Raw genomic sequence first — 23,421 nt, 5'->3', positions numbered from 1 at the left:
GCTGAGCTTCGCCACCGCTGCGGGCAGGTGCCGGCGCTCGTCCCTCGGCCGGCCCCTACCCTCGCTACGGCTCAGCTCAGCCGCTCTGTCCCTCGGTCGCGCTGAGCTTCGCCACCGCTGCGGGCAGGTGCCGGCGCTCGTCCCTCGGCCGGCCCCTACCCTCCGCTACGGCTCAGCTCAGCCGCTCTGTTCCTCGGTCGCGCTGAGCTTCGCCACCGCTGCGGGCAGGTGCCGGCGCTCGTTCCTCGGCCGGCCCCTACCCTCCGCTACGGCTCAGCTCAGCCGCTCGATCACCATCGCCATGCCCTGGCCGCCGCCCACGCACATCGTCTCCAGGCCGAACTGCTTGTCGTGGAACTGCAGGCTGTTGATCAGCGTGCCGGTCAGGCGGGCGCCGGTCATCCCGAAGGGGTGACCCACGGCGATGGCCCCGCCGTTGACGTTCAGCTTGTCGAGGGGGATCTCCAGGTCCCGGTACGACGGGATGACCTGGGCCGCGAAGGCCTCATTGATCTCGAACAGGTCGATGTCGCCGACCGTCAGACCGGCCCGCTTCAGGGCCTGCTTCGACGCCTCGACCGGGCCCAGGCCCATGATCTCGGGGGAGAGGCCGGTGACACCGGTGGACACGATCCGGGCCAGCGGGGTCAGGCCCAGCTCACGGGCCTTCGTGTCGCTCATGATGACCAGCGCGGCGGCTCCGTCGTTCAGCGGGCAGCAGTTGCCGGCCGTCACCAGGCCGTCGGGACGGAAAACGGGCTTCAGGCCCTGCACGCCCTCCAGGGTCACGCCGGCGCGCGGGCCGTCGTCGGTGGAGACGACCGTGCCGTCCGGGGTGGTGATCGGGGTGATCTCGCGGGCCCAGAAGCCGTTCTTGATGGCTTCCTCGGCCAGGTTCTGGGAGCGGACGCCGAACTCGTCCATGTCCTGGCGGGTCACGCCCTTCAGACGGGCCAGGTTCTCGGCGGTCTGCCCCATCGAGATGTACGCGTCGGGGACGAGGCCGTCCTCGCGCGGGTCGTGCCAGGTCGAACCCTCGCTCTCGGCGACGGCCGCCGTACGGGCCTCCGCCTCCCCGAAGAGCGGGTTGTGGGTGTCGGGCCAGGAGTCCGAGTTGCCCTTCGCGAACCGCGACACCGTCTCCACGCCCGCGGAGATGAACACGTCGCCCTCGCCCGCCTTGATGGCGTGCAGGGCCATCCGGGACGTCTGCAGCGAGGAGGAACAGTAGCGGGTGATCGTCGTGCCCGGCAGGAAGTCCATGCCCATCTGCACGGCCACGATGCGCGCCAGGTTGTTGCCCTGCTCACCGCCCGGCAGACCGCAGCCCAGCATCAGGTCGTCGATCTCGCGCGGGTCCAGCTCGGGGATCTTGGCCAGGGCGGTCTGGATGATCGTCGCGGTCAGGTCGTCCGGGCGGACGTCCTTGAGGGATCCCTTGAAGGCGCGCCCGATGGGAGAGCGGGCGGTGGAAACGATGACTGCTTCGGGCATCGGGACTCCAAGGGGGTGCGTCGTTGCGGGACCGGATGCGAAGTTACCGCCCCGTACGGTCGAGGTCACCGGCCTGAGGGTGTGATGCCGGTCGCTCCCACCGGCCCGGCCGGCCGGGGCCGCACCCCCCAGGGTGCGCCTCCCCGGCCGCGGGCCGCGAAGGAAGGCTCCTATGGGGTGAGCTCCGCCGCGTCCGGGGCCGCGGGAGCCGGGTCCTCGCCCGCCACCCGCCGCCGCCGGCGGTGCTTGAGCAGGACCCAGGGGCCGCGGCCCGCCGTGACCTCCGTACCCGCCTCGCCCGCGGCGGCCGACGCGGCCTTCGCCACCGGCAGCATGTCCTCGTCCCGCGACACGTCCAGCCGGTCCGACTCGGGCCACAGCCCGAGCGCCGCGCACAGCGTCGGCAGCATGGCCATGGCGGCCGTCGCGTACCCCTCCGCCGACGGGTGGTAGGAGTCCGGGCCGAACATCTCGCGCGGGTTCGCGGCGAACTCGGGGCCCAGCAGGTCCCCCATCGAGACCGTACGGGCCCCCAGGGCGACCACCCCTATGGTCTGCGCGGCGGCCAGCTGCCGCGACACCCGGCGGGCGAGCCAGCGCAGCGGCTGGTACACCGGCTCGATCGTGCCCAGGTCCGGACAGGTGCCCACCACCACCTCGGAGCCCGCCAGGCGCAGCCGGCGTACCGCCGAGGTCAGCAGCCGCACCGACTGGGTCGGGGGCATCCGGCGCGTCACGTCGTTCGCGCCGATCATGATCACGCACACGTCGGGCGGGGGCGCGTCCCGGTCCAGCAGCAGCCCGACCTGCCGGTCCAGATCGTCCGACATGGCACCCGACAGGGCCACGTTGCGCAGCTCGACCGGCCGCTCCGCGACCGCCGCGAGCCCCGAGGCCAGCAGCGCGGCCGGGGTCTGCCGGGCCCGTCGCACACCGAGCCCGGCGGCCGTCGAGTCGCCCAGCATGCCCAGCCGCAGCGGGCCCGGGCTCTGCCCGGGGCCGCCGAACTCGCTCCCGTACAGCCCGTCCGCGCGCGGCGGCTCGCCCAGCCCGGTGCCCACCGTGCGCTTGGCGAACTGCACCTCCGCCAGTACCAGCCCGACCGCGGCGGCCCCGACGAGTCCGAGGCCGCCTCCGCCGTACGCCGCCCCCGCCGCGATCCGGCGGGCTGTTCTCGCCCTGGACATCCTTCAGGCCACCTCCTCGCGTCTCATTGACCCCTACCTGCCCCGTACGAGCGGTCGGTCAATCCCTTTCCGCATACCCTGGCCGGACCTCCCGGAGAACCCGTGGAGTCCCCTCCTTGGAGAACATGGTGCAATTCCACGACTCGATGATCAGCCTCGTCGGCAACACCCCGCTGGTGAAGCTCAACCGTGTGACCGAAGGCCTGCAGGCCACCGTCCTTGCGAAGGTCGAGTACTTCAATCCCGGTGGATCCGTGAAGGACCGGATCGCCGTACGGATGATCGAGGCCGCCGAGCAGAGCGGAGCCCTCAAGCCCGGTGGCACCATCGTGGAGCCGACCAGCGGCAACACGGGTGTAGGACTCGCCATCGTGGCCCAGCAGAAGGGCTACAAGTGCATCTTCGTCTGCCCTGACAAGGTGTCCATGGACAAGATCAACGTGCTGCGCGCGTACGGCGCCGACGTGGTCGTCTGCCCGACCGCCGTCGACCCCGAGCACCCGGACTCGTACTACAACGTGTCCGACCGCCTCGTGCGCGAGACCCCGGGTGCCTGGAAGCCCGACCAGTACAGCAACCCGAACAACCCCCGTTCGCACTACGAGACCACCGGTCCGGAGCTGTGGGAGCAGACGGACGGGAAGATCACCCACTTCGTCGCGGGCGTCGGCACGGGCGGCACGATCTCCGGTACCGGCAACTACCTGAAGGAGGTCAGCGGCGGGAAGGTCAAGGTCATCGGCGCCGACCCCGAGGGCTCGGTCTACTCCGGCGGCTCCGGCCGCCCCTACCTCGTCGAGGGTGTCGGCGAGGACTTCTGGCCGACCGCCTACGACCCGAACGTCACCGACGAGATCATCGCGGTGTCCGACAAGGACTCCTTCCAGATGACGCGCCGGCTGGCGAAGGAGGAGGGCCTCCTCGTCGGCGGTTCCTGCGGCATGGCCGTCGTGGCCGCGCTCAAGGCCGCCGAGGGCCTCGGCCCCGACGACGTGGTCGTCGTCCTGCTGCCGGACAGCGGCCGCGGCTACATGAGCAAGATCTTCAGCGACGAGTGGATGGCGGGACACGGCTTCCTGGAGGAGGCCGGACCGTCCGCCCGCATCGGTGACGTGCTGGACGACAAGGAGGGCGGCATCCCCTCCCTCGTCCACATGCACCCCGAGGAGACCGTCGGCGAGGCCATCGAGGTCCTGCGCGAGTACGGCGTCTCCCAGATGCCGATCGTCAAGCCGGGCGCCGGCCACCCCGACGTCATGGCCGCCGAGGTCATCGGCTCCGTCGTCGAGAAGGAGCTGCTCGCGGCACTGTTCGCGCAGCGCGCCTCGCTCTCCGACCCGCTGGAGAAGCACATGAGCTCGCCGCTGCCGCAGGTCGGCTCGGGCGAACCGGTGTCCGAGCTGATGTCGGTGCTCGGCGAGGCCGACGCGGCGATCGTGCTGGTCGAGGGCAAGCCCACCGGTGTGGTGAGCCGCCAGGACCTCCTCGCCTTCCTGGCGAAGACCGCGAAGTAGCCCACGGCCCGCCCGGGGCGCGGCGCGCGGGTCCACGCCCCGCCGCCCGCCCCGGGCACCCGCGTTTTCCAGCCGTCGCGCAAACGGTACGGGCCGGACACGTGACAGCAGCACGGCCTTAACACGGCCCCGGCACAGTGGTGGTTGTCGGCAGGGAGCCCGGGGAACCGGACCCGGCCGACACCACCGACGGTGTTCGCGCACCTCCGGAGCGGCTCCCGGACCAGCGGACACCACGGACGCGGACGGCCCTGACCCGGCCGTGTCCCGCGTGGGGACCGCCGTCGTCCCGCCCCTCGCCTGTCGAGGGTGCGGCGGTCCCCACGCACAACCCCCGCCCCTTTTCAGGGCTCGGTCCGCCTCCGGGGCGCCTGGTGCCGGCTCGTGACGGCGTACGTGCTCGAAAACCGCTCGTGCCTCGCGGTTTCCTCCGCGCGTTCGCCCTCACTCCCCGGCGCGCCCCTTCGGCTCACTCGCCGGGCGGGGCCGGGGGCGGTGCCGCACCGCCGGGACAGGGGCTCAGCCCACGTCGTCCGGCCGAGCGCGCCGCAGGCGAGCCGCGTGGATGAAGTTCACTCCCACGATCCCGGCCCAGGCCACCACCAGCCCCTTGAAGCCGGCCTGCGCGGCGGCGATGGCCGACAGCGGGACCGCCAGGACCAGCGTGATGATGGCGAAGCCGAAGCGTTCGCCGAAGTTCCCGTCCGCCGGGCCGGCGCACGGGCCCTCGCCGCGGGCCGCGGCCAGGCGTTCCTCGGCGAGCCGGCGCCGGACCTGGGTGTCGACCTTCTCGACGAACGATTCCACCAACGCGGCCTCGTACTCCGGGCCCAGCTCCCGCCGGGCCTTCAGCGTCGCGTCGAATTCCTTCTTCAGCTCTTGGGCGTGGGCGTCCATGCCCCCACGGTAGGAAGCGCCGCAGGCCCCGGCACTGGGGCTAGCCCCCGTATCCGCATCGCGGGCACCGGCTTGCCCCGCTGCATAACCGCATGCAGAGTGCTCCGTGACTGAATAACTCACCGGGACCGAGGGGGACGGCATGAACGACAGCCCGGCGGCGCGGCTCCAGGCACTGTTCGAGGGGCACCGGCTGACACCGACCCAGCGGCGGATCGCGCACTGCATGGTGCGCGGGGCGGCGGAGGTGCCCTTCCTGTCGAGCGTCGAGCTCGCCGAGCTGGCCGGGGTGAGCCAGCCGTCGGTGACCCGGTTCGCCGTGGCGCTCGGTTTCGACGGCTATCCCGCGCTGCGCAAGCACCTGCGCGAGGTGGCTCCGGCCGAGCGGGCCGCCGCCGTCCAGGAGGACTCGTACAACGAGTACCAGCAGGCCGTCCTGGGCGAGATCGAGAACCTGCGACAGCTCGCCGAGATGCTGGCCGACCCCGCGCCGGTCGAGGAGGCGGGGCGGCTGCTCGCCGCCTCGGCCCCGCTGCCGGTGCTCGGGCTGCGGGCGGCGTCCTCGCAGGCGCGCGGCTTCGCGTACTTCGCCGCCAAGGTGCACCCGGACGTCCGGCTCCTGGACGAGGGCGGCTCGATGATGGAGGACCGCATCGACGCGGCCCTCTACGAGGGCGCCACGGCCCTGCTGTGCTTCGCCCTGCCGCGGTACCCCCGCGAGGTCGTGGACACCCTGGAACGCGCGCGCACGGCAGGCCTGACCGTGGTGACGGTCGCGGACTCGGCCTTCGCCCCGGTGGCCCGCCACTCGGACCTCCTGATCCCCGCCCCGGTCGGTACCGGCCTGGCCTTCGACACGGCGTGCGCGCCCATGCTGCTGGGCCGGGTCCTGCTGGAGGCGATGGCGGACGCCCTGCCGGACGCCCAGGCCCGCCTGGAGGCCTTCGACGCCCGCGCGGCGGCCCGCGGCCTGTTCGTGGAGTGAGCCTCAGCGGTAATTGAGCTCCGCCAGCTCGGTGGCGAGACGGACGCGCAGTGCCGGGACGCGCGCGAGAACGGGCAGCAGGGTGTTGCGCACGGCGCGCAGGATCCGGTTCCGGGTGGTCGCGACCCGGGTCATCCGGTGGGTCAGGGCCACCACGCGCAGGGCGACGGGGCGGCGGGCGGCCTCGTAACCGTCGAGGTCGCCGACGGCCAGGGCGCGGCCGAGGGCGTAGCCGTCCTGGATGCCGGTGTTCATGCCCTGCCCGCCGGCCGGGCTGTGCACGTGGGCGGCGTCCCCGGCGAGCAGCAGCCGGCCGGCGCGGTAGCGGTCGGCGACGCGGTGGTGGATCCGGAACCGGGAGGACCAGACGAGTTCGCGGACGGCCGCCTGGCCGGGGACGCGTTCGTCGAGCAGGCCGCGGACGAAGGCGAGGTCCGGCTGGGCGGGGGCCTCGGCGACGGTGGCGACGATCCGGTAGTGCCCTCCGGGCAGCGGGGCGATCACGGTGAGCCCGGCGGCGCCGAAGGCGAGCGACACCTCGCGCGGGCCCGGGGCCCAGTCCAGATCCACGTCGGCGAGGACGAAGGACTCCCCGTAGGAGCCGCCCTCGAAGGCGATGCCGGCGGCCGCGCGGACCGCGCTGTGCATTCCGTCGGCGCCCACGACGTGTGCGGCGCGCAGGGTCTCGCCGGTGGAGGTGGTGAGGGTGGCTCCTTCCGCGTCCTGGGCGACGGCGGTCACCTCGTACGGGCGGTGGACGTCACCGCCGAGCGCCCGCAGGCGGCGCAGGAGGACGGCCTCGGTCTCGTACTGGGGGACCATCAGCGCGTACGGGTGGGCCGTGGGCAAGCCGTCGAAGTCGACGGCCGCGAGCAGCCGGGCGCCGTCGCGGAGGGCGAACCGGGAGACGGGGACGCCGCGGCCGACGAGGTCGGCGCTCAGCGCGCCGCTCGGGTCGAGCTCGTCGAGGACCTCCAGGGTGCGGGCGTGCACGACGGCGGCGCGGGAGGTGTTGGCGCCCTCGGCCTGCCGGTCGAGCAGCACGAAGTCGATGCCGGCCTCCGCCAGGGTCACGGCGAGGGCGAGGCCGGTGGGGCCGGCGCCGACCACGGCGACCTCGGTGCGGGCGGGGAGCGGGAGAGCGGCGGCGCTGGTCATGACGGCCTCCTCCTGATTGCCAACGCTTGTTGGCCAACGGCTGTTGACAACAGGGTGCGCCCGTTCGGCCGCCCTGTCAACACTTGTTGGCATACACGTGTTGGCCTACGCTTGTTGGCATGACTGAGCGACGCTCCTCCGACCACACCCGGGCCGTGATCCTGCGTGCCGCACGCGAGCGGTTCGCCGCCCACGGGTACGAGCGCACGACCATCCGGTCCGTCGCGGCGGACGCGGAGATCGACCCGTCGATGGTCATGCGGTACTTCGGCAGCAAGGAGCAGCTCTTCGACGCCGCACTGGAGGTGGACCTGCGCCTGCCGGACCTCGGCGCGGTGCCGGCCGGGGAGCTTCCCGCCGCCCTCGTAGCCCATTTCGTGGAGCGGTGGGAGGGCGACCCGGCCGACGACGCCCTGCTCGTGCTGCTGCGCTCGGCGGTCACCAACGAGCGGGCCGCGGGCCGGATGCGGGAGGTGTTCGCGTCGCAGGTCGCCCCCGCGCTGGCGGCGGCCCTCGGCCCGGAGCGGGCGGCCCGCACGGCCGGCCTGGTCTCCACCCAGCTGCTGGGCCTGGCCCTGACCCGCTACCTGTTGCGCCTGCCCGCGGTCACCGCGCTGACTCCGGAGGACCTGGTCGCGGGCCTGGCCCCGGCGCTGGCGGCCACCCTGGCCGACTGAACGCGGGCACGCGGTTCAGAGCAGCGCGTCGGCGTGGGCGGCGCCCGCTTCCGCCACGATGTCCGCGGTGGACTGGGCGGGGCGGGCGAGGCTGAAGCGGACGCGGCCGTCCGGGGTCACCGTGAAGCCGTGGACCGCCGGGCGCGGCAGGCTGTTGTAGCCGTAGTGCGCCGTGAAGAAGTACGCCCCCGTGTCCGGGACGCCAATCAGGTCGCCGGGCCCGAGCAGCGGCAGCTCGCGGGCGGTGGCGAGCAGGTCCCCCGCGAAGCAGGCCGGGCCCGCGACGTCCTGGGCCACCGCGGGGCCGGTCTTCGGGGCGCCCTGGGCGTCGTACGGCAGGATCCGCACCGGCCAGGCCGCCGGGGCGTAGGCGGTACGGGTCGCCAGCTGGACGCCGGCATGGGTGAGGGCGATGGGCCGGGAGCCGCTGCTCTTGGTGTACTCGACCCGGGCCAGCACGAGGCCGTGCTTGGCCAGCAGGGACCGGCCGAATTCGGTGACCAGGCCGTACGCGCCGTCGAAGAGCGCGGGGACCGCGGCGCGCAGGGCGGCCACGTACCCGGCGTGCGTCGGGGTCGCCTCGTCGGAGGCGAAGTCGACCGGCAGCCCGCCGCCGATGTCGAGGGTGTCGACCTGGCGGCGGCCGGCCGCCGTGTTGATCTCCTCGGCCAGGGCGTGCAGCTCCCGTACGCCCTGCGCGATCAGCTCCAGGGGGACGCCCTGCGAGCCCGAGTGGATGTGCAGGCGGGTCAGCCACGGCCGGTCCAGGAAGGCCCGTACGAGCCACTCGCGCGCCCCGGGGTCGCGCAGGGCGACGCCGAACTTCGAAGTGGACGTCGCCGTGGACAGCGCGTCGATGGTGCCCGCCCCGGTCTGCGGGTTGATCCGGACGCCGATCGGGGACGCGGTGGGGGCCGCGGCGACCAGGGCGTCCAGGCGCTCCAGCTCCTGGCGGTTGTCGGCGTTGACGGCGATCCCCAGGGCGAGCGCCTCGCGCAGCTCGGCCGTCGTCTTGGCGGGGGAGTCCAGGACGGTCCGGGCCGCGGGGACCCCCGCCGCCCTCGCCAGCGCCAGCTCGCCGGGGCTCGCGACCTCGCAGCCGAGCCCGGCGGCCGCCAGCAGCCGCAGCACCGGGACGAGCGGGGCTGCCTTGACGGCGAAGGCGTGCAGGACGGGCGTGCCGGGTGCCAGGGCGGCCGCGAAGGCCGTGGTCAGAGCGGCGGCCGAGGCCCGGATCCCGTCGGTGTCCAGCAGGCAGACCAGGGGCCCGGAGGGGTCGCTCCCGCCCACCAGTCCCTGCTCGACGGCGGCCCGGACGACCAGGTTCCGGCGCTCGGCGATGTCCTCGGTGGCCATGTCCGCCATCCCATCATCCGACGGGGCCGACCGCAGCTGTTGACTGAATCTATTCAGGGCGCGAGGATGTGAATGGAATTAACAACATCGGAGGAGGCACCGCCATGTCAGGACCCCGCCCCGTACGCGCCGCGCGCGGCACCGAGCTCAGCGCCCTGGGATGGCAGCAGGAGGCCGCGCTGCGGATGCTCCAGAACAACCTCGACCCCGAGGTCGCCGAGCACCCCGACAAGCTCGTCGTCTACGGCGGCACGGGCAAGGCCGCCCGCGACTGGCGCTCGTACGACGCCATGGTCCGCACCCTGCAGACCCTGAAGCAGGACGAGACGATGCTCGTCCAGTCCGGCCGCCCGGTCGGCGTCATGCAGACCCACGAGTGGGCGCCGCGCGTGCTGCTCGCCAACTCCAACCTGGTCGGCGACTGGGCCAACTGGGAGGAGTTCCGCCGTCTGGAGCACCTCGGCCTGACCATGTACGGCCAGATGACCGCCGGTTCCTGGATCTACATCGGCACGCAGGGCATCCTCCAGGGCACCTACGAGACCTTCGCGGCCGTCGCGGCCAAGAAGTTCGGCGGCACCCTCGCCGGCACGATCACCCTCACCGCCGGCCTCGGCGGCATGGGCGGCGCCCAGCCGCTGGCCGTCACCATGAACGACGGCGTCGCGATCTGCATCGACGTCGACCCGCGCGCCATCGAGCGCCGCATCGAGCACCGCTACCTGGACGTCAAGGCCGACGACCTGCGCCACGCCCTCCAGCTGGCGGTCGAGGCCCGCGACGCCCGCAAGCCGCTCTCCATCGGCCTCCTCGGCAACGCCGCCGAGCTGCTCCCGCAGATGCTCGCCGAAGGCGCCCCGATCGACATCGTGACGGACCAGACCTCCGCCCACGACCCGCTGTCGTACCTGCCCGTCGGCGTCGACTTCGACGACATGGCCTCCTACGCCGCCAAGGACCCGGCCGGCTTCACCACCCGGGCCCGCGAGTCCATGGCCCAGCACGTCGAGGCCATGGTCGGCTTCATGGACGCCGGTGCCGAGGTCTTCGACTACGGCAACTCCATCCGCGGCGAGGCCCAGCTGGCCGGCTACGACCGCGCCTTCGCCTTCCCCGGCTTCGTCCCCGCCTACATCCGCCCGCTGTTCTGCGAGGGCAAGGGCCCCTTCCGCTGGGCCGCCCTGTCCGGCGAGGCCTCGGACATCCACAAGACCGACAAGGCGATGCTGGAGCTCTTCCCGGAGAACGAGTCCCTGCACCGCTGGATCAAGATGGCCGGCGAGCGCGTCCACTTCCAGGGCCTGCCCGCGCGCATCTGCTGGCTCGGCTACGGCGAGCGCGACAAGGCCGGCGAGCGCTTCAACGAGATGGTCGCCGACGGCACCCTCGCCGCGCCCCTGGCGATCGGCCGCGACCACCTCGACTGCGGCTCCGTGGCCTCCCCGTACCGGGAGACCGAGGCCATGCTCGACGGCTCCGACGCCATCGCCGACTGGCCGCTGCTCAACGCCATGGTCAACGTCGCCTCCGGCGCCTCCTGGGTCTCCATCCACCACGGCGGCGGCGTCGGCATGGGCCGCTCCATCCACGCCGGCCAGGTCACCGTCGCCGACGGCACCGCGCTGGCCGGCGAGAAGATCCGCCGCGTCCTCACCAACGACCCGGGCATGGGCGTCATCCGCCACGTCGACGCCGGCTACGACATCGCTGAGACGGTCGCCGACGAGCGCGGCGTGCGCGTCCCGATGCGCGAGGGCGACGACGCGTGAGCGAGGCAGAGTTCACGCCCGCGGCCGGACCGGCCGCGGGCTCCGGCGGGGCGCCGTCGTTCCACCGGATGTGGGCCGAGCTCGCGCCCGTCGGCCGCAACGCGGACACCGGCGGCTACCGCCGCTACGCCTGGAGCGGGGCCGACGCCGACTGCCGCACCTGGTTCCAGGAGCAGGCCGAGGCACGCGGGCTCACGTACGAGACCGACCGCAACGGCAACCAGTGGGCCTGGCTCGGCGACCCCCTCGCCGGGGACGCCGTGGTCACCGGTTCGCACCTGGACTCCGTCCCCGACGGCGGGGCCTTCGACGGCCCCCTCGGCGTGGTGTCCTCCTTCGCGGCCCTGGACGAACTGCGCAGGAGGGGCGCGGAGTTCTCCAAGCCGCTGGCCATCACCAACTTCGGTGACGAGGAGGGCGCCCGCTTCGGACTCGCCTGCGTCGGCTCCCGGCTCACCGCCGGCCGGCTGTCCAAGGAGAAGGCCCACGAGCTGCGCGACGCCGACGGCATCAGCCTGCCGCAGGCCATGGAGGCCGCCGGATACGACCCCGAGGCCATCGGGGCGGACCCCGAACGGCTGGCCCGCATCGGCGCCTTCGTCGAACTGCACGTCGAACAGGGCCGCGCCCTGGACCTGTCCGGGGACCGGGTCGGCATCGCCTCTGCGATCTGGCCGCACGGCCGCTGGCGGTTCGACTTCCGCGGCGAGGCCAATCACGCCGGCACCACCCGCCTCGTGGACCGGCGCGACCCGATGCTGACGTACGCGGCGACCGTGCTGGCCGCCCGCAGCGAGGCGGCCCTCGCCGGTGCCGTCGCCACCTTCGGGAAGATCTCCGTCGAGCCCAACGGCGTCAACGCCATCCCGTCGCTCGTGCGCGGCTGGCTCGACTCCCGCGCCGCCGACCAGGCCACCCTCGACACGGTCGTCACCGCCATCGAGAAGGCCGCCCGCGAACGCGCCGACCAGGACGGCATCGACCTCGCGATCGTCCGGGAGTCCTTCACCCCGGTCGTCGAGTTCGAGCACGCCCTGCGCGACGAGATGAACCGGATCCTGGGCGGGGCCGTCCCCGTCCTCGGCACCGGGGCCGGACACGACGCGGGAATCCTCTCCGCCGCCGTCCCGACCGCGATGCTGTTCGTGCGGAACCCGACCGGCGTCTCCCACTCCCCGCGGGAGTTCGCCGCCGAGGACGACTGCGTGGCCGGTGTCCTCGCCCTCGCCGACGTACTGGAAGGCCTGGCATGTCGCTGACGACGTACTGGCTGGAGCACGCCTGGCTCGGCACCTTCGTCGAGCCGGGCGTCGCCCTGGAGGTGTCCCCCGAGGGGCGGATCTCCGCCCTGCGCACCGGCGTCGACGCCCCTCCGCCGGGCGCGGAGGTCCTGCGCGGCCTGACCCTGCCGGGCCTCGCCAACGCGCACAGCCACGCCTTCCACCGGGCCCTGCGCGGCACCGTCCAGCTCGGCTCCGGAACCTTCTGGACCTGGCGCGAGCTCATGTACGAGATCGCCCAGAACCTCACCCCCGACAGCTACTTCACGCTCGCCCGCGCCGTCTACGCCGAGATGGCGCTGGCCGGCATCACGAACGTCGGCGAGTTCCACTACGTCCACCACGCGCCCGGCGGCACCCCGTACGCCGACCCCAACGCCATGGGCGAGGCCCTGATCGAGGCCGCCGCCGCGGCCGGCATCCGCATCACCCTCCTCGACACCGCGTACCTGTCCTCGGGCTTCGGCGAGGCGCCCAACACCCACCAGCAGCGCTTCTCGGACGGCACCGCCGACGCCTGGGCCGAACGCGTCACAGCCCTCAAACCCCGCGGGCACGCCCTGATCGGCGCGGCCGTCCACTCGGTGCGGGCCGTGCCCGCGGACCAGCTGGCCACCGTCGCCCGCTGGGCCGAGGAGCGCCGGGCGCCGCTGCACGTCCACCTCTCGGAGCAGACCGCCGAGAACGACGCCTGCCAGGCCGCCCACGGCCGCACCCCGACCCAGCTGCTGGCCGATCACGGCGTGCTCGGCCCGCGCACCACCGGCGTCCACAACACGCACCTCACGGACGCGGACATCGCGCTGCTCGGCGGCACCGGCACCGGCACCTGCATGTGCCCGACCACCGAACGCGACCTCGCCGACGGCATCGGCCCCGCCACCCGGCTCCAGCGGGCCGGCAGCCCCCTCTCCCTGGGCAGCGACAGCCACGCCGTGATCGACCTGCTGGAAGAGGCGCGCGCGATGGAGCTCAACGAGCGCCTGCGCAGCCGCACGCGGGGCCACTGGACGGCGAACGCGCTGCTCACCGCCGCCACCGGCGACGGGCACGCGGCGCTGGGGCTGGCCGACGCGGGCCGCCTGGAGGAGGGCGCGCTCGCGGACTTCACCACGGTCGCCCTGGACTCCGTCCGCACGGCCGGGCCGCTGCCGCGGCTCGGTGCCGAGACGGCGGTCTTCGCCGCCACCGCCGCGGACGTCCGCCACACGGTCGTCGGCGGCCGCCACGTCGTCCGCGACGGCCACCACACGCTGGTCGAGGACGTCCCGTCCGCCCTGTCCGAAGCGATCGCGGCCCTCCGCACCTGATGTGGCCCGCCCCCGCCCCGCCCGTTCGCCGTCTCCCGGGGTTCCGCCCGGACCCCGCGCCTCGAACGCCGGCGAGGCCGGATCTTCCGGCCCGTCCGGCGTCCGAGTTCCCGGGTCCGGGTGGAGCCCGGTTCCGGGAAGGGGCGGGGTGGGGGACGAGCAAGCTCTGAGAGGAACCCCATGACCACCACTGCCATCACCAACATCGGCAGCCTCGTCACCAACGCCCCCGCCCTCGGCGACGGTTCACCGCTCGGACTGATCGAGAACGCCGCCGTCGTCATCGACGGCGACGAGGTCGCGTGGGTCGGCCCCGCGGCACGCGTCCCCGCCGCTGACACCGCGTTCGACGCGGCCGGCCGGGCCGTCATCCCCGGCTTCGTCGACAGCCACAGCCACCTCGTCTTCGCCGGCGACCGCACCCAGGAGTTCAACGCCCGGATGTCCGGGCGCGCCTACTCCGCCGGCGGCATCCGCACCACCGTCGCCGCCACCCGCGCCGCCTCGGACGCCGAGCTGGAGGCGAACCTCGTCCGCCACCTCGACGAGGCCCGCCGCCAGGGCACCACCACCTTCGAGACCAAGTCCGGCTACGGCCTCACCGTCGGCGACGAGGCCCGCGCCCTGCGCATCGCCGCCGCACACACCGATGAGGTCACCTACCTCGGTGCGCACATCGTCTCCCCCGACTACGCCGAGGACCCCGCGGGCTACGTCGACCTCGTGACCGGCGAGATGCTGGCGGCCTGCGCCCCGTACGCCCGCTGGGTCGACGTCTTCTGCGAGAAGGGCGCCTTCGACGGCGACCAGGCCCGCGCGATCCTCACCGCCGGCGCCGCCGCCGGACTGACCCCGCGCGTCCACGCCAACCAGCTCTCCCACGGCCCCGGCGTCCAGCTCGCCGTCGAGCTGGAGGCCGCCTCCGCCGACCACTGCACCCACCTCACCGACGCCGACGTCGACGCCCTCGCCCAGGCGGCGGACACCACGGTCGCCACCCTGCTGCCCGGCGCCGAGTTCTCCACCCGTGCCCAGTGGCCCGACGCGCGCCGCCTGATCGACGCGGGCGCGACCGTCGCGCTGTCCACGGACTGCAACCCCGGCTCCTCCTACACGAGCTCCATGCCGTTCTGCATCGCGCTCGCCGTCCGCGACATGCGGATGACCCCCGACGAGGCCCTCTGGTCGGCCACCGCCGGCGGCGCCCGCGCGCTGCGCCGCGCCGACATCGGCGTCCTGGCCCCCGGGGCCCGCGCCGACCTGGCCCTGCTGGACGCCCCCAGCCATGTCCACCTGGCCTACCGGCCCGGCGTTCCGCTGGTTTCCGCGGTGTGGCAGAAGGGCGTCCGCGCGCACTGACGAACGGTCGATCCGGGCCTGTCCTTTGTCTTCCCTCCGTAAGGCCCCGGGCGTACCTTGAGCCACCGATCTGATGTTCCGTCAGTTATCCGTGGCCCGAGGGGAAGACGAAGGTGACCGACCGCAAACGCTCCGCCGCGCTCGCGCTGGCCTCCGCGCTGGCCGGATCGGCGGTACTGCTCGCCGCCCCCACGGCCCGTGCCGCGGTCGTCGACGTGGCCTACGACTGCAAGACCCCGATCGGCGACAAGTCGGCGGTGTCGCCCATCGACATCAAGGCCGTCAAGGAGGGCGACGGCTACAAGCTGACCATGTCCTTCCAGAAGGGCGTCTCGTCCAGCCCGATCGAGCTGGGCAAGGGCGCGATGAGCCCCGGCGCCGTCATCCTCGTCGGCGGCGCCGAGAAGGTGTCCGTACCGGTGTCCGGCCCGTCCAATCCCGAGGCCGTGCCGCCCGACACCCCCATCAAGATCACCGACCTCTCGGGCACCTACACGCCCCGGAAGAGCGGTAAGGTCACCTTCACCGCCGGCGTACTCACCATCAAGGCGATGGGCACCACGACCACCTGCACCCCCGGCAACAACCCGGGGCCCTCGCTGGAACTGGACGTCACCGCGGCCGGCGGGGCCGGTGGGACGGGCGCTCAGCCCGGCAACGGCGACTCCGCGCCCGACACCCTCCCGCAGACCGGACCCGCCGACTCCGCCCTCGCCCTCGGCACCCTCGGCGGCACCGTGATGCTCGCCGGCGCGGCCGGTGTGCTCTGGCTGACCCGGCGCGGCCGGCGGGCCCGGTCCTGAAACGGAGCACCCCCGGCCATGCCCGTGCTCCACACCCCCAGGCGCGACCTCCGCCTCGTCCTGGTCCTGCTCGCCGCGGCCGCGCTGCACACGGTCCCGGCCGCCCCCGCGGCCGCCGACGAGCCGGGCTGGACGGCCGAGCCCGCCGCCGGGACGGCCGCGGCCCGGCCCGGCGGCGCCCGCCCGTCCTTCTATCTGGAGGGCGCCCCAGCGGCCGTGCTGGAGGACCGCCTCGCCCTCACCAACACCACCGACCAGGAGCGCACCGTCACCCTGCGCGGGGCCGACGCCTACAACACCGCCGACGGCACCCTCGCGGTGCGCCCGGCGGCCCCCGCGCCAGGCGCCGCGCCCGCTCCCGGCGCCGGTTCCTGGTTCAGCTTCGGCGCCGGAGCCACCGTGAAGATCCCGCCCCGCACCCGTGCCGTGGTCCCCTTCACCGTCACCGTGCCGCCGGCATCGACGCCCGGCGACCACCCCGCCGCCGTGATCGCCGCAGAAGCGGGCCGGGAGGTGGGCGTACGGGTCCACCTGCGGGTCAGCGGCCCCACCCTGGCCGCCCTCACCGTCGAGGACGTCGCCGTACGGGGCCGGGGCGCGGCCTCGGTCGTCGCCTACACCCTCGTCAACCGCGGCAACGTCGCCCTCGCCCCCGAGCTGGACATCCGCGCCGAGGGCGCCCTCGGCGAGGTCCCCGGCCGGGGCCCGCGCCCCGTCCCGGTCGAACTGCTCCCCGGGCAGCGGGTCGACCTGACCGAGCCCTGGCCCGGCGCCCCGGTCCTCGACCGGGTCCGCGTCACGGTCACCGTGACCGCCCCCGGCGGCGCCCGGGCCACCGGGGCCGCCTCCGCCTGGTTCGTGCCGTGGCGGGCCGCCGGATGGACGGGCCTCGGGCTCCTCGGCCTCGGCGGGACGGCGCTGGGCGCGCTGTTCCTCGTACGCGGCCGGCGCCCGCGGCGGGGACCGGCGGACGGCGGGGCCGACGGCGGACCCTCCGGGACGCCCGGAGCGGCGACCCCTGCACCGGAACACGAACTGACGGGAGCTTCCAGGTGAGCGCCATGGTCGGCGGCAAAGTCGGTGGCAGGGTCGGCCGCACCGTCCGGTCCCTCCTGCTGGGGCCGGCGGCCTGCGCCCTCGCCCTCCTCCCCGCGGTCCCCTCCGCCGCGGCCGAGGCCCGGCCCACCGTGGCGCTCTCCCTCCAGGAGGCCGCCAAGGGCACCGAGCTCACCGTGACGGGCACCGGCTGGCGGCCCAGGACCCTGGTCATGCTGCTGGTCTGCGGGCAGAACATGATCGGCGGCACCAACAGCTGCGCCAACGCCGACGGGGCGGCCGTCTCCGTCGCCGAGGACGGCCGCTTCGCGGCACAGCTGCCCGTGGTGGCACCGCCGAAGCCCTGCCCCTGCGTCGTCAACGTCACCTCCGTCAACGGGGACCGGTCCACCGTCGCCGTCCCCCTGAAGATCACCGACCACCCGGCGGCCGAGCTGCCCGCCGAATCCGGCACGGGCCGCCTCGCGATGCTCACGGGGGTCCGGCTGGAGGGCGAGGACGGGGTGCTGACCTGGTTCGGCGCCCCGGCCGCCCGGAAGTTCAAGGTCACCGTCGGCAACCTCGGCACCGCCCCGGTCAAGGACCCCGTCTTCCAGCTCGGCACCGCCCACGGCGTGTTCGCCCCGCTGTGGGAGGAGGCCCGCTGGAAGGGGACCATCCCGCCCGGCGGCAAGGCGGAGGTCGCGCTCGACGTCACCCTCCCGGCGGGCGCCCACGGCGACCACACGATCTCCCTCAAGTACGGCGAGACCGTCGTGGCCACCCAGCCCTGGGGCGTGGCCCGCCCGTACGGGGTCCTGCTCTTCCGGGGCCTGCTCCTCGTGGTGATCCCGGCCGCGGTCTTCCGCATCGGCATGGCCGTCGTCGACAAGGTCCGGCCGCGCACGGGGCACGGCGCCGGCCGCCACCGGGGCGTACGGGCCGCCGAGGCCGCGGCGGCCGTGACGGCCCGGCTGCCCCGGTTCCCCGCGGCGCGCCCGGCCGCGCCGGCCCGGGCCGAGCGGCCGGCGGAGTCCCCAGCGACCACCACGGCGGCCCTGCCGTGGTTCACCCCGGACAGCGCGCCGGAGACAGCACCACAGACGTCCGCACCGTCTGAGAACCGTTCGACGACGAAGGGACCATCGTGAAGAACCGACGGAGGGTGAGCGCGGCCCTGGTCGCGCTGCTGCTCGGCGGCGCGGGCCTCGCCATCACGGCTCCTCCCGCCCAGGCCGCGGAGGCCACGTTCAAGGTCAAGTGCGTGCCGCCGGCCGGTGGCGGCTCCCCGGTCGAGGGCGAGACCACCGCCAAGGTCACCGCCCCGGCCACGGCCAAGGTGGGCGACGAGGTCGAGGTGTCCTGGGAGACCGTCAAGCCGGCCTCGAACAACACCGACCTGATGGACATCCCGCAGGACTCCGTCCAGCCCACCGGCTGGATCACGGTCGGCGGTGGCGGCGGGGAGCTGAAGGTCGTCGGGGAGAAGAAGAACCCGCCGATCCCCAAGAAGGCCCCCATGCAGATGTCCACGATGAAGGGCAAGCTGAAGCTCACCAAGGCCGGCAGGATCAGCCTGACCCCCGGCAAGTACGACGTCGCCGTCACCTTCCCCTTCGGCACCTTCGTCACCAAGTGCGCGCCGGTCGGCGAGGTCAAGGGCGGGGCCGTCATCGACGTGTCGGGCGGCTCCAGCGGCGGCACCACCACGGGCGGTACGACGACGGGTGGCACCACCGGCGGCGGCACGACGACCGGGGGCACCACTACGGGCGGCTCCACCACGGGCGGCTCCACCGCCTCGGGCGGCAGCGGCGGCGGAGGCGGCCGGACCGACTTCCCGGGCAAGGCGGTGGAGGTGAGCTTCGACTGCGGGGCGGTCGTCCCCGGCGGCATCAAGACCCCGGTCACGATCAACGCCAAGAAGAACGGCGGCAGCTACGACCTCACCGTCAAGACCGCCAAGGGCGCGATGGCGGCGCCCATGGCCCTGCCCGCCGGAGCCCTCAAGCCCTCGATGGACGTGAAGCTCGGCGGCGCGGACAGCGGCACCGTCAAGGTCTCCGGCCCGGCCAACGCCGAGCCCATCCCGGACAAGGCCCCGGTCAGCCTCAGCGACATGACCGGCACCTACAAGCCCGGCAAGTCCGGCAAGGTGACGCTCAGCCCGGACCAGCTGACCATCGACGTCACGATGGCCCCCGGTTCCACGCCGATCAACGTCCCCTGCAAGGCGACCAGCAGCGGCGTCTCGCTGGAACTGGACACCACCGCCCAGCCGGGCGGCTCCGGCTCCTCGACCGGCGGCACCAGCAGCGCCGCCTCGGGCGGTCTCGCCGAGACCGGCGCGGAGGACGAGGGCGGCATCAAAGCCCTCGCCCTCGTCGCCGGCACGGTGATCCTGCTCGGCGGGGCGGTGTTCACCTTCACCCCGTGGCGCCGCCTGCGCGGCACCCGCTGACACGGGAACGGCCCGGCACACCTCGTGGTGTGCCGGGCCGTCGGTCCGCCGGAGCGGTACGGGTCAGTTCATGCCGCCCATGAGCGCGTTGACCTTCTTGCGGTACATGAAGATCGAGACACCGGCGAGCACGGCGGCGAACGCCTGGAAGAGGATCACGCCGACACCGTTCAGCTGGACCTCGGCCAGGCCGAGCAGACCGGTGATGCAGTCACCGGCGGTGACCGCGAGGAACCAGACGCCCATCATCTGCGAGGCGTACTTCTGCGGCGCCATCTTCGTCGTGACCGACAGGCCGACCGGCGAGAGGCACAGCTCGGCGAGCGTGTGCATCAGGAAGATGAGCACCAGCCACCACATGGTGACCTTGGTGTCGTTGCCGGCGGTCTGGCTCAGCGGGATGGCGAAGACGAAGAACGAGGCGCCGACGATGATCAGGGCCACCGAGAACTTCACGATGGTGCTGGGCTCGCGGTTGCGGCGGGCCAGGGCCACCCAGGCGGCGGCGAAGACCGGGGCCAGGGCCACCACGAAGAGCGGGTTCAGCGACTGGAAGATGGTGGTCGGGACTTCCCAGCCGAACAGGCTGCGCTCGGAGTTCTTGTCACCGAACAGCGAGAGGGTCGAACCGCCCTGGTCGTAGATCATCCAGAACACGGCCGCGGCCACGAAGAACCAGATGTAGGCGCTCATCCGGGTCTGCTCGCCGGCGGTGAGGTCCTTGTCCCGCTTGATGCGCGTGAGCACGGCGACCGGGATGATCAGACCGGCGATGGTGATCGGGTACAGCGCCCACTTGATGGTGAACATGTCCGCCGCGACCACGGCACCGTAGAAGACGGCGACGGCGGCGAGGACGGCGAGGGCCTTGGTGATCACGGCCTTGCGCTCCGCCGGGCTCAGCGGGTTCGGGACGATGCTGCTCTTCGGGCTCAGGGTGCGGCCGGCGAGCAGGAAGATGACCAGGCCGACGCCCATGCCGACAGCGGCGAGGAAGAAGCCCAGGTGCCAGTTGACGGTCTCGCCGATGGTGCCGATGGCGATCGGCGCCGCGAAGGCACCCAGGTTGATGCCGATGTAGAAGATCGTGAAGCCACTGTCACGGCGCGGGTCGTCCGCGTCCTTGTACAGGTGGCCGACCATCGTGGAGATGTTGGCCTTCAGCAGACCGGAGCCGACCGCGACGAGCAGCAGGCCGACGAAGAACGCGAGCTGGCCGGGGACGGCGAGCGCCACGTGCCCCGCCATGATCACGAAGCTGGCGATGGCGACCGTCTTGCGGGCGCCCCAGAGGCGGTCACCGAACCAGCCGCCGGGCATGGCCATGAGGTAGACCATGGCCACGTAGACGGAGTAGATCGCCGTGGCCGTCGCCGCGGTGAAGCCGAGGCCGCCGCCCTGGCTGCCGGTCGCGGCGTCGACGCCGCCGGAGACCAGGTACAGGACGAGAAGCGCACGCATGCCGTAGTAGGAGAAGCGCTCCCACATCTCGGTCATGAACAGTGTGGCCAGGCCGATCGGGTGGCCGAGGACGGTCTTCTCGTGAGCGGGGCTCGGTGAGGCCGTCGTCAGGCTGGAAGCCATGGTCGATCCTTGCTTGCTCGGGACGCTTCGGCTTCGTGAGCTCATCCGCGCCCGGTGGGGGGTGGCCGGCACCGGCGGACGGACCTCCCACCCACGCCTCGGGGTCTCGCCCCCGTCGCATCGGGGGTGAAGGGAGTCCGTAACCGGGATCCACGCCCGCCCGCGCACCATCACGCGAGGGGCCCGGCCCACAGGTCATCCACTGCCGTCAAGGCCGGCCGGTCAGTCGTCGGTGAGACTGCCGTCCGGTTCCGGACAGAAATAGAGACCTATGCGCTGTTTTTCGGCACAAAGGTCCCTGAGGTATTGCATCAGGCGTCTCGCCACCATACGACACGACAGTGCGGCATATGAAAGGACTTGAGAGATGGATCACAAGGCGAGTCGGGAACCGTTCGACCATATTCGAAGGCGCTCAGCCGGTCATAAGCCCAGATAGGAAGGGGTCTGCAGGCAGGCCTCTCGATTCAGTCGCCGCGGACTACCATCACCCACATGACGCGTGTACTGCTCGCCGAGGACGACGCATCCATTTCGGAGCCCCTGGCCCGCGCTCTGCGCCGGGAGGGGTACGAGGTCGAGGTCCGCGAGGACGGCCCCACCGCCCTCGACGCCGGACTCCAGGGCGGGGTCGACCTCGTCGTCCTGGACCTGGGCCTGCCGGGCATGGACGGACTGGAAGTCGCCCGACGGCTGCGCGCCGAGGGACACGGCTTCCCGATCCTGGTCCTCACCGCCCGGGCGGACGAGGTCGACACCGTCGTCGGCCTGGACGCGGGCGCCGACGACTACGTGACCAAGCCCTTCCGCCTGGCCGAACTCCTGGCCCGGGTCCGCGCCCTGCTCCGGCGCGGCGCCACCGAGGCCGCCCAGCCCCCCGCCACCCACGGCGTACGGATCGACGTCGAGTCGCACCGCGCCTGGATGGGCGAGGAGGAGCTCCAGCTCACGGCCAAGGAGTTCGACCTGCTGCGCGTCCTGGTGCGCGACGCCGGCCGGGTCGTCACCCGCGACCAGCTCATGCGCGAGGTCTGGGACACCACCTGGTGGTCCTCCACCAAGACCCTCGACATGCACATCTCCTGGCTGCGCAAGAAGCTGGGCGACGACGCCGCCAACCCCCGCTACATCGCCACCGTCCGCGGCGTCGGCTTCCGCTTCGAGAAGAGCTGATCTCAGGGCCTTTCCCCCGGACCGGGCCGGGCTCGCGGCCCCGGCACGCCCCCCGCTCCCTGATCCGGCCCGATCCGGAAGAAAGGCCCTGGCACATGCGCCGCCGCCTCATCCAGTCCACGCTCGCCGTGGTGCTCGTGGTGATCGCCGTCTTCGGGGTCTCCCTCGTCATCGTGGAGACCCGGACCATCACCAGCAGCGCCCAGGACCGGGTCGAGTCCGAGGCGCTGCGGCTCGTGGGCATCGTCGAGGCGAACGTCCTGGAGAAGAGGCCGAACGACCCCTCCGACTTCGCCGAGCAGCTCGACGCCGGGCACTACGCGCGGATCACGGTCCCGGGGCAGCCGGCCGTGGAGGTCGGCGCGTCGATCCCCGACAGCGTCGTACGGGGCACCGCGCGCGGCGAGCAGGGCGAGATCGTCGTCGTGGAGGAGGCCCGCTCCACCGTGACCAGGGAGGTCGTACGGACCCTGGCCGTGGTCGGCGCGGTGGCCCTGCTGGCGGTCGTGGCGGCCGTACTGCTCGCCGTACGGCAGGCGAACCGGCTGGCCTCCCCGCTCACCGACCTCGCCGAGACCGCCGAACGGCTCGGCTCGGGCGACCCGCGGCCCCGGCACAAGCGGTACGGGGTGCCCGAGCTGGACCGGGTCGCGGACGTGCTGGACTCCAGTGCCGAGCGGATCGGCCGGATGCTCACCGCCGAGCGGCGCCTCGCCGCGGACGCCTCCCACCAGCTGCGCACCCCGCTCACGGCGCTGTCGATGCGGCTGGAGGAGATCACGGTCACCGACGACCTGGAGACCGTACGGGAAGAGGCGACGATCGCCCTGACCCAGGTGGAGCGGCTCACGGACGTGGTGCAGCGGCTGCTGACGAACTCGCGGGACCCGCGCACGGGCTCCGCGGTCCCCTTCGACCTCGACGAGGTCGTCAAACAGCAGGTGGAGGAGTGGCGGCCGGCCTACCGCAGCGCGGGCCGGGCCATCGTGCGCTCCGGGAAGCAGGGCGTACGGGCCGTCGGCACGCCCGGAGCGGTCTCCCAGGTGCTGGCCACCCTCGTGGAGAACGCCCTGATGCACGGCGGCGGCACGGTCGCCCTGCGCACCAGGGTGATCGGCAACCAGGCGGTGCTGGAGGTCACGGACGAGGGACCGGGCGTCCCGCCGGACCTCGGCAACCGGATCTTCGAGCGGGCCATCAGCGGCCGGAACTCCACCGGGATCGGCCTCGCGGTCGCCAGGGACCTCGCGGAGGCGGACGGCGGCCGTCTGGAGCTGCTCCAGACGCAGCCCCCGGTTTTCGCGCTGTTCCTCAGCAGGACGGCCCCGGAACCGGCCGAGCGGGAGAAGACGGTGCGCTAGTGCTGGGCCCCGGGCTGC

At 73.3% G+C, this 23,421-nt stretch carries 19 protein-coding genes; 13 read left to right on the top strand and 6 right to left on the bottom strand.

Annotation, left to right across the window (positions count from 1 at the left end; genetic code table 11):
- Positions 1-273 precede the first annotated feature (273 nt).
- Both IH80_RS0117245 and IH80_RS0117240 read right to left on the bottom strand, forming a co-directional pair.
- Entirely contained in the window at positions 274-1,494 is a 1,221-nt protein-coding gene (locus IH80_RS0117245; protein WP_030961428.1) for an acetyl-CoA C-acetyltransferase, read from the bottom strand.
- 170 nt (positions 1,495-1,664) lie between these two features.
- Positions 1,665-2,681, bottom strand: coding sequence for an SGNH/GDSL hydrolase family protein (locus tag IH80_RS0117240; protein ID WP_030961427.1), 1,017 nt, complete (start codon positions 2,679-2,681; stop codon positions 1,665-1,667).
- A 128-nt stretch (positions 2,682-2,809) separates the two neighbouring features.
- Here IH80_RS0117240 and IH80_RS0117235 point away from each other — a divergent pair, with 128 nt between their 5' ends.
- The gene (locus IH80_RS0117235; protein ID WP_030961425.1) at positions 2,810-4,195 is read left to right on the top strand and encodes a cystathionine beta-synthase; all 1,386 of its coding nucleotides are present in this window, start codon (positions 2,810-2,812) and stop codon (positions 4,193-4,195) included.
- Positions 4,196-4,714: 519 nt separating this feature from the next.
- Here the strand turns inward: IH80_RS0117235 and IH80_RS0117230 are convergent.
- Complete coding sequence (locus IH80_RS0117230) at positions 4,715-5,092, bottom strand: hypothetical protein (protein WP_030961424.1); 378 nt, start codon at positions 5,090-5,092, stop codon at positions 4,715-4,717.
- 142 nt (positions 5,093-5,234) lie between these two features.
- On the opposite strand from IH80_RS0117230, the gene IH80_RS0117225 reads away from it, so the two are divergent.
- Positions 5,235-6,077, top strand: a complete 843-nt coding sequence (locus tag IH80_RS0117225) for a MurR/RpiR family transcriptional regulator (protein ID WP_030961423.1) — start codon at positions 5,235-5,237, stop codon at positions 6,075-6,077.
- A 3-nt stretch (positions 6,078-6,080) separates the two neighbouring features.
- On the opposite strand, the gene IH80_RS0117220 is transcribed toward IH80_RS0117225, so the two are convergent.
- Positions 6,081-7,235, bottom strand: coding sequence for an FAD-dependent oxidoreductase (locus tag IH80_RS0117220; protein WP_030961422.1), 1,155 nt, complete (start codon positions 7,233-7,235; stop codon positions 6,081-6,083).
- Positions 7,236-7,354: 119 nt separating this feature from the next.
- On the opposite strand from IH80_RS0117220, the gene IH80_RS0117215 reads away from it, so the two are divergent.
- The gene (locus IH80_RS0117215; protein WP_030961420.1) at positions 7,355-7,912 is read left to right on the top strand and encodes a TetR family transcriptional regulator; all 558 of its coding nucleotides are present in this window, start codon (positions 7,355-7,357) and stop codon (positions 7,910-7,912) included.
- A 15-nt stretch (positions 7,913-7,927) separates the two neighbouring features.
- On the opposite strand, the gene IH80_RS0117210 is transcribed toward IH80_RS0117215, so the two are convergent.
- Positions 7,928-9,277 carry a hypothetical protein gene (locus tag IH80_RS0117210; protein WP_030961418.1) on the bottom strand — a complete coding sequence of 450 codons (1,350 nt, stop codon included), beginning with the start codon at positions 9,275-9,277 and terminating at the stop codon, positions 7,928-7,930.
- A gap of 95 nt (positions 9,278-9,372) precedes the next feature.
- Between IH80_RS0117210 and hutU the strand changes: the two genes are divergently transcribed.
- The 8 genes from hutU (at position 9,373) to IH80_RS44765 (ending at position 19,285) form a co-directional block, all read left to right on the top strand.
- Entirely contained in the window at positions 9,373-11,037 is a 1,665-nt protein-coding gene (gene hutU / locus IH80_RS0117205) for a urocanate hydratase (RefSeq protein WP_030961416.1), read from the top strand.
- A gap of 68 nt (positions 11,038-11,105) precedes the next feature.
- Positions 11,106-12,296, top strand: coding sequence for an allantoate amidohydrolase (locus IH80_RS0117200; RefSeq protein WP_030961415.1), 1,191 nt, complete (start codon positions 11,106-11,108; stop codon positions 12,294-12,296).
- Entirely contained in the window at positions 12,287-13,627 is a 1,341-nt protein-coding gene (locus IH80_RS0117195) for a formimidoylglutamate deiminase (RefSeq protein WP_030961414.1), read from the top strand. The genes IH80_RS0117200 and IH80_RS0117195 overlap by 10 nt, the downstream gene beginning before the upstream one ends.
- Before the next feature lie 180 nt (positions 13,628-13,807).
- Positions 13,808-14,986 carry an imidazolonepropionase gene (gene hutI, locus IH80_RS0117190; protein WP_030961413.1) on the top strand — a complete coding sequence of 393 codons (1,179 nt, stop codon included), beginning with the start codon at positions 13,808-13,810 and terminating at the stop codon, positions 14,984-14,986.
- A 113-nt stretch (positions 14,987-15,099) separates the two neighbouring features.
- The gene (locus IH80_RS0117185; protein ID WP_030961411.1) at positions 15,100-15,789 is read left to right on the top strand and encodes an LPXTG cell wall anchor domain-containing protein; all 690 of its coding nucleotides are present in this window, start codon (positions 15,100-15,102) and stop codon (positions 15,787-15,789) included.
- Positions 15,790-15,807: 18 nt separating this feature from the next.
- Positions 15,808-16,845: a hypothetical protein gene (locus IH80_RS0117180; protein ID WP_051809439.1), complete on the top strand. Its 1,038-nt coding sequence runs from the start codon at positions 15,808-15,810 to the stop codon at positions 16,843-16,845.
- A gap of 5 nt (positions 16,846-16,850) precedes the next feature.
- The gene (locus IH80_RS0117175; protein WP_030961408.1) at positions 16,851-17,975 is read left to right on the top strand and encodes a hypothetical protein; all 1,125 of its coding nucleotides are present in this window, start codon (positions 16,851-16,853) and stop codon (positions 17,973-17,975) included.
- On the top strand, positions 17,972-19,285 hold the full coding sequence (locus IH80_RS44765; RefSeq protein WP_158943502.1) for a hypothetical protein: 1,314 nt from the start codon (positions 17,972-17,974) through the stop codon (positions 19,283-19,285). The genes IH80_RS0117175 and IH80_RS44765 overlap by 4 nt, the downstream gene beginning before the upstream one ends.
- A gap of 63 nt (positions 19,286-19,348) precedes the next feature.
- On the opposite strand, the gene IH80_RS0117165 is transcribed toward IH80_RS44765, so the two are convergent.
- Positions 19,349-20,869 carry a peptide MFS transporter gene (locus IH80_RS0117165; RefSeq protein ID WP_030961405.1) on the bottom strand — a complete coding sequence of 507 codons (1,521 nt, stop codon included), beginning with the start codon at positions 20,867-20,869 and terminating at the stop codon, positions 19,349-19,351.
- 495 nt (positions 20,870-21,364) lie between these two features.
- Here IH80_RS0117165 and IH80_RS0117160 point away from each other — a divergent pair, with 495 nt between their 5' ends.
- Together IH80_RS0117160 and IH80_RS0117155 are read left to right on the top strand one after the other, a co-directional pair.
- Positions 21,365-22,042: a response regulator transcription factor gene (locus IH80_RS0117160; RefSeq protein ID WP_030961403.1), complete on the top strand. Its 678-nt coding sequence runs from the start codon at positions 21,365-21,367 to the stop codon at positions 22,040-22,042.
- A gap of 95 nt (positions 22,043-22,137) precedes the next feature.
- Entirely contained in the window at positions 22,138-23,403 is a 1,266-nt protein-coding gene (locus IH80_RS0117155) for an ATP-binding protein (protein WP_030961401.1), read from the top strand.
- Positions 23,404-23,421 lie beyond the last annotated feature (18 nt).

Source organism: Streptomyces sp. NRRL S-378, assembly GCF_000720645.1.
GTDB lineage: Bacteria > Actinomycetota > Actinomycetes > Streptomycetales > Streptomycetaceae > Streptomyces.
Note: the sequence above shows the minus strand (reverse complement) of the source record. Positions and strands in the feature narration are given on the sequence as shown.

Bases quoted from the DNA above. Each gene is read 5' to 3' on its own strand.
- IH80_RS0117245 (WP_030961428.1), bottom strand. From the start codon at position 1,494: ATGCCCGAAGCAGTCATCGTTTCCACCGCCCGCTCTCCCATCGGGCGC.
- IH80_RS0117240 (WP_030961427.1), bottom strand. From the start codon at position 2,681: ATGTCCAGGGCGAGAACAGCCCGCCGGATCGCGGCGGGGGCGGCGTAC.
- IH80_RS0117230 (WP_030961424.1), bottom strand. From the start codon at position 5,092: ATGGACGCCCACGCCCAAGAGCTGAAGAAGGAATTCGACGCGACGCTG.
- IH80_RS0117225 (WP_030961423.1), top strand. From the start codon at position 5,235: ATGAACGACAGCCCGGCGGCGCGGCTCCAGGCACTGTTCGAGGGGCAC.
- IH80_RS0117220 (WP_030961422.1), bottom strand. From the start codon at position 7,235: ATGACCAGCGCCGCCGCTCTCCCGCTCCCCGCCCGCACCGAGGTCGCC.
- IH80_RS0117215 (WP_030961420.1), top strand. From the start codon at position 7,355: ATGACTGAGCGACGCTCCTCCGACCACACCCGGGCCGTGATCCTGCGT.
- IH80_RS0117210 (WP_030961418.1), bottom strand. From the start codon at position 9,277: ATGGCGGACATGGCCACCGAGGACATCGCCGAGCGCCGGAACCTGGTC.
- hutU (WP_030961416.1), top strand. From the start codon at position 9,373: ATGTCAGGACCCCGCCCCGTACGCGCCGCGCGCGGCACCGAGCTCAGC.
- IH80_RS0117200 (WP_030961415.1), top strand. From the start codon at position 11,106: ATGTGGGCCGAGCTCGCGCCCGTCGGCCGCAACGCGGACACCGGCGGC.
- IH80_RS0117195 (WP_030961414.1), top strand. From the start codon at position 12,287: ATGTCGCTGACGACGTACTGGCTGGAGCACGCCTGGCTCGGCACCTTC.
- hutI (WP_030961413.1), top strand. From the start codon at position 13,808: ATGACCACCACTGCCATCACCAACATCGGCAGCCTCGTCACCAACGCC.
- IH80_RS0117180 (WP_051809439.1), top strand. From the start codon at position 15,808: ATGCCCGTGCTCCACACCCCCAGGCGCGACCTCCGCCTCGTCCTGGTC.
- IH80_RS0117175 (WP_030961408.1), top strand. From the start codon at position 16,851: ATGGTCGGCGGCAAAGTCGGTGGCAGGGTCGGCCGCACCGTCCGGTCC.
- IH80_RS0117165 (WP_030961405.1), bottom strand. From the start codon at position 20,869: ATGGCTTCCAGCCTGACGACGGCCTCACCGAGCCCCGCTCACGAGAAG.
- IH80_RS0117160 (WP_030961403.1), top strand. From the start codon at position 21,365: ATGACGCGTGTACTGCTCGCCGAGGACGACGCATCCATTTCGGAGCCC.
- IH80_RS0117155 (WP_030961401.1), top strand. From the start codon at position 22,138: ATGCGCCGCCGCCTCATCCAGTCCACGCTCGCCGTGGTGCTCGTGGTG.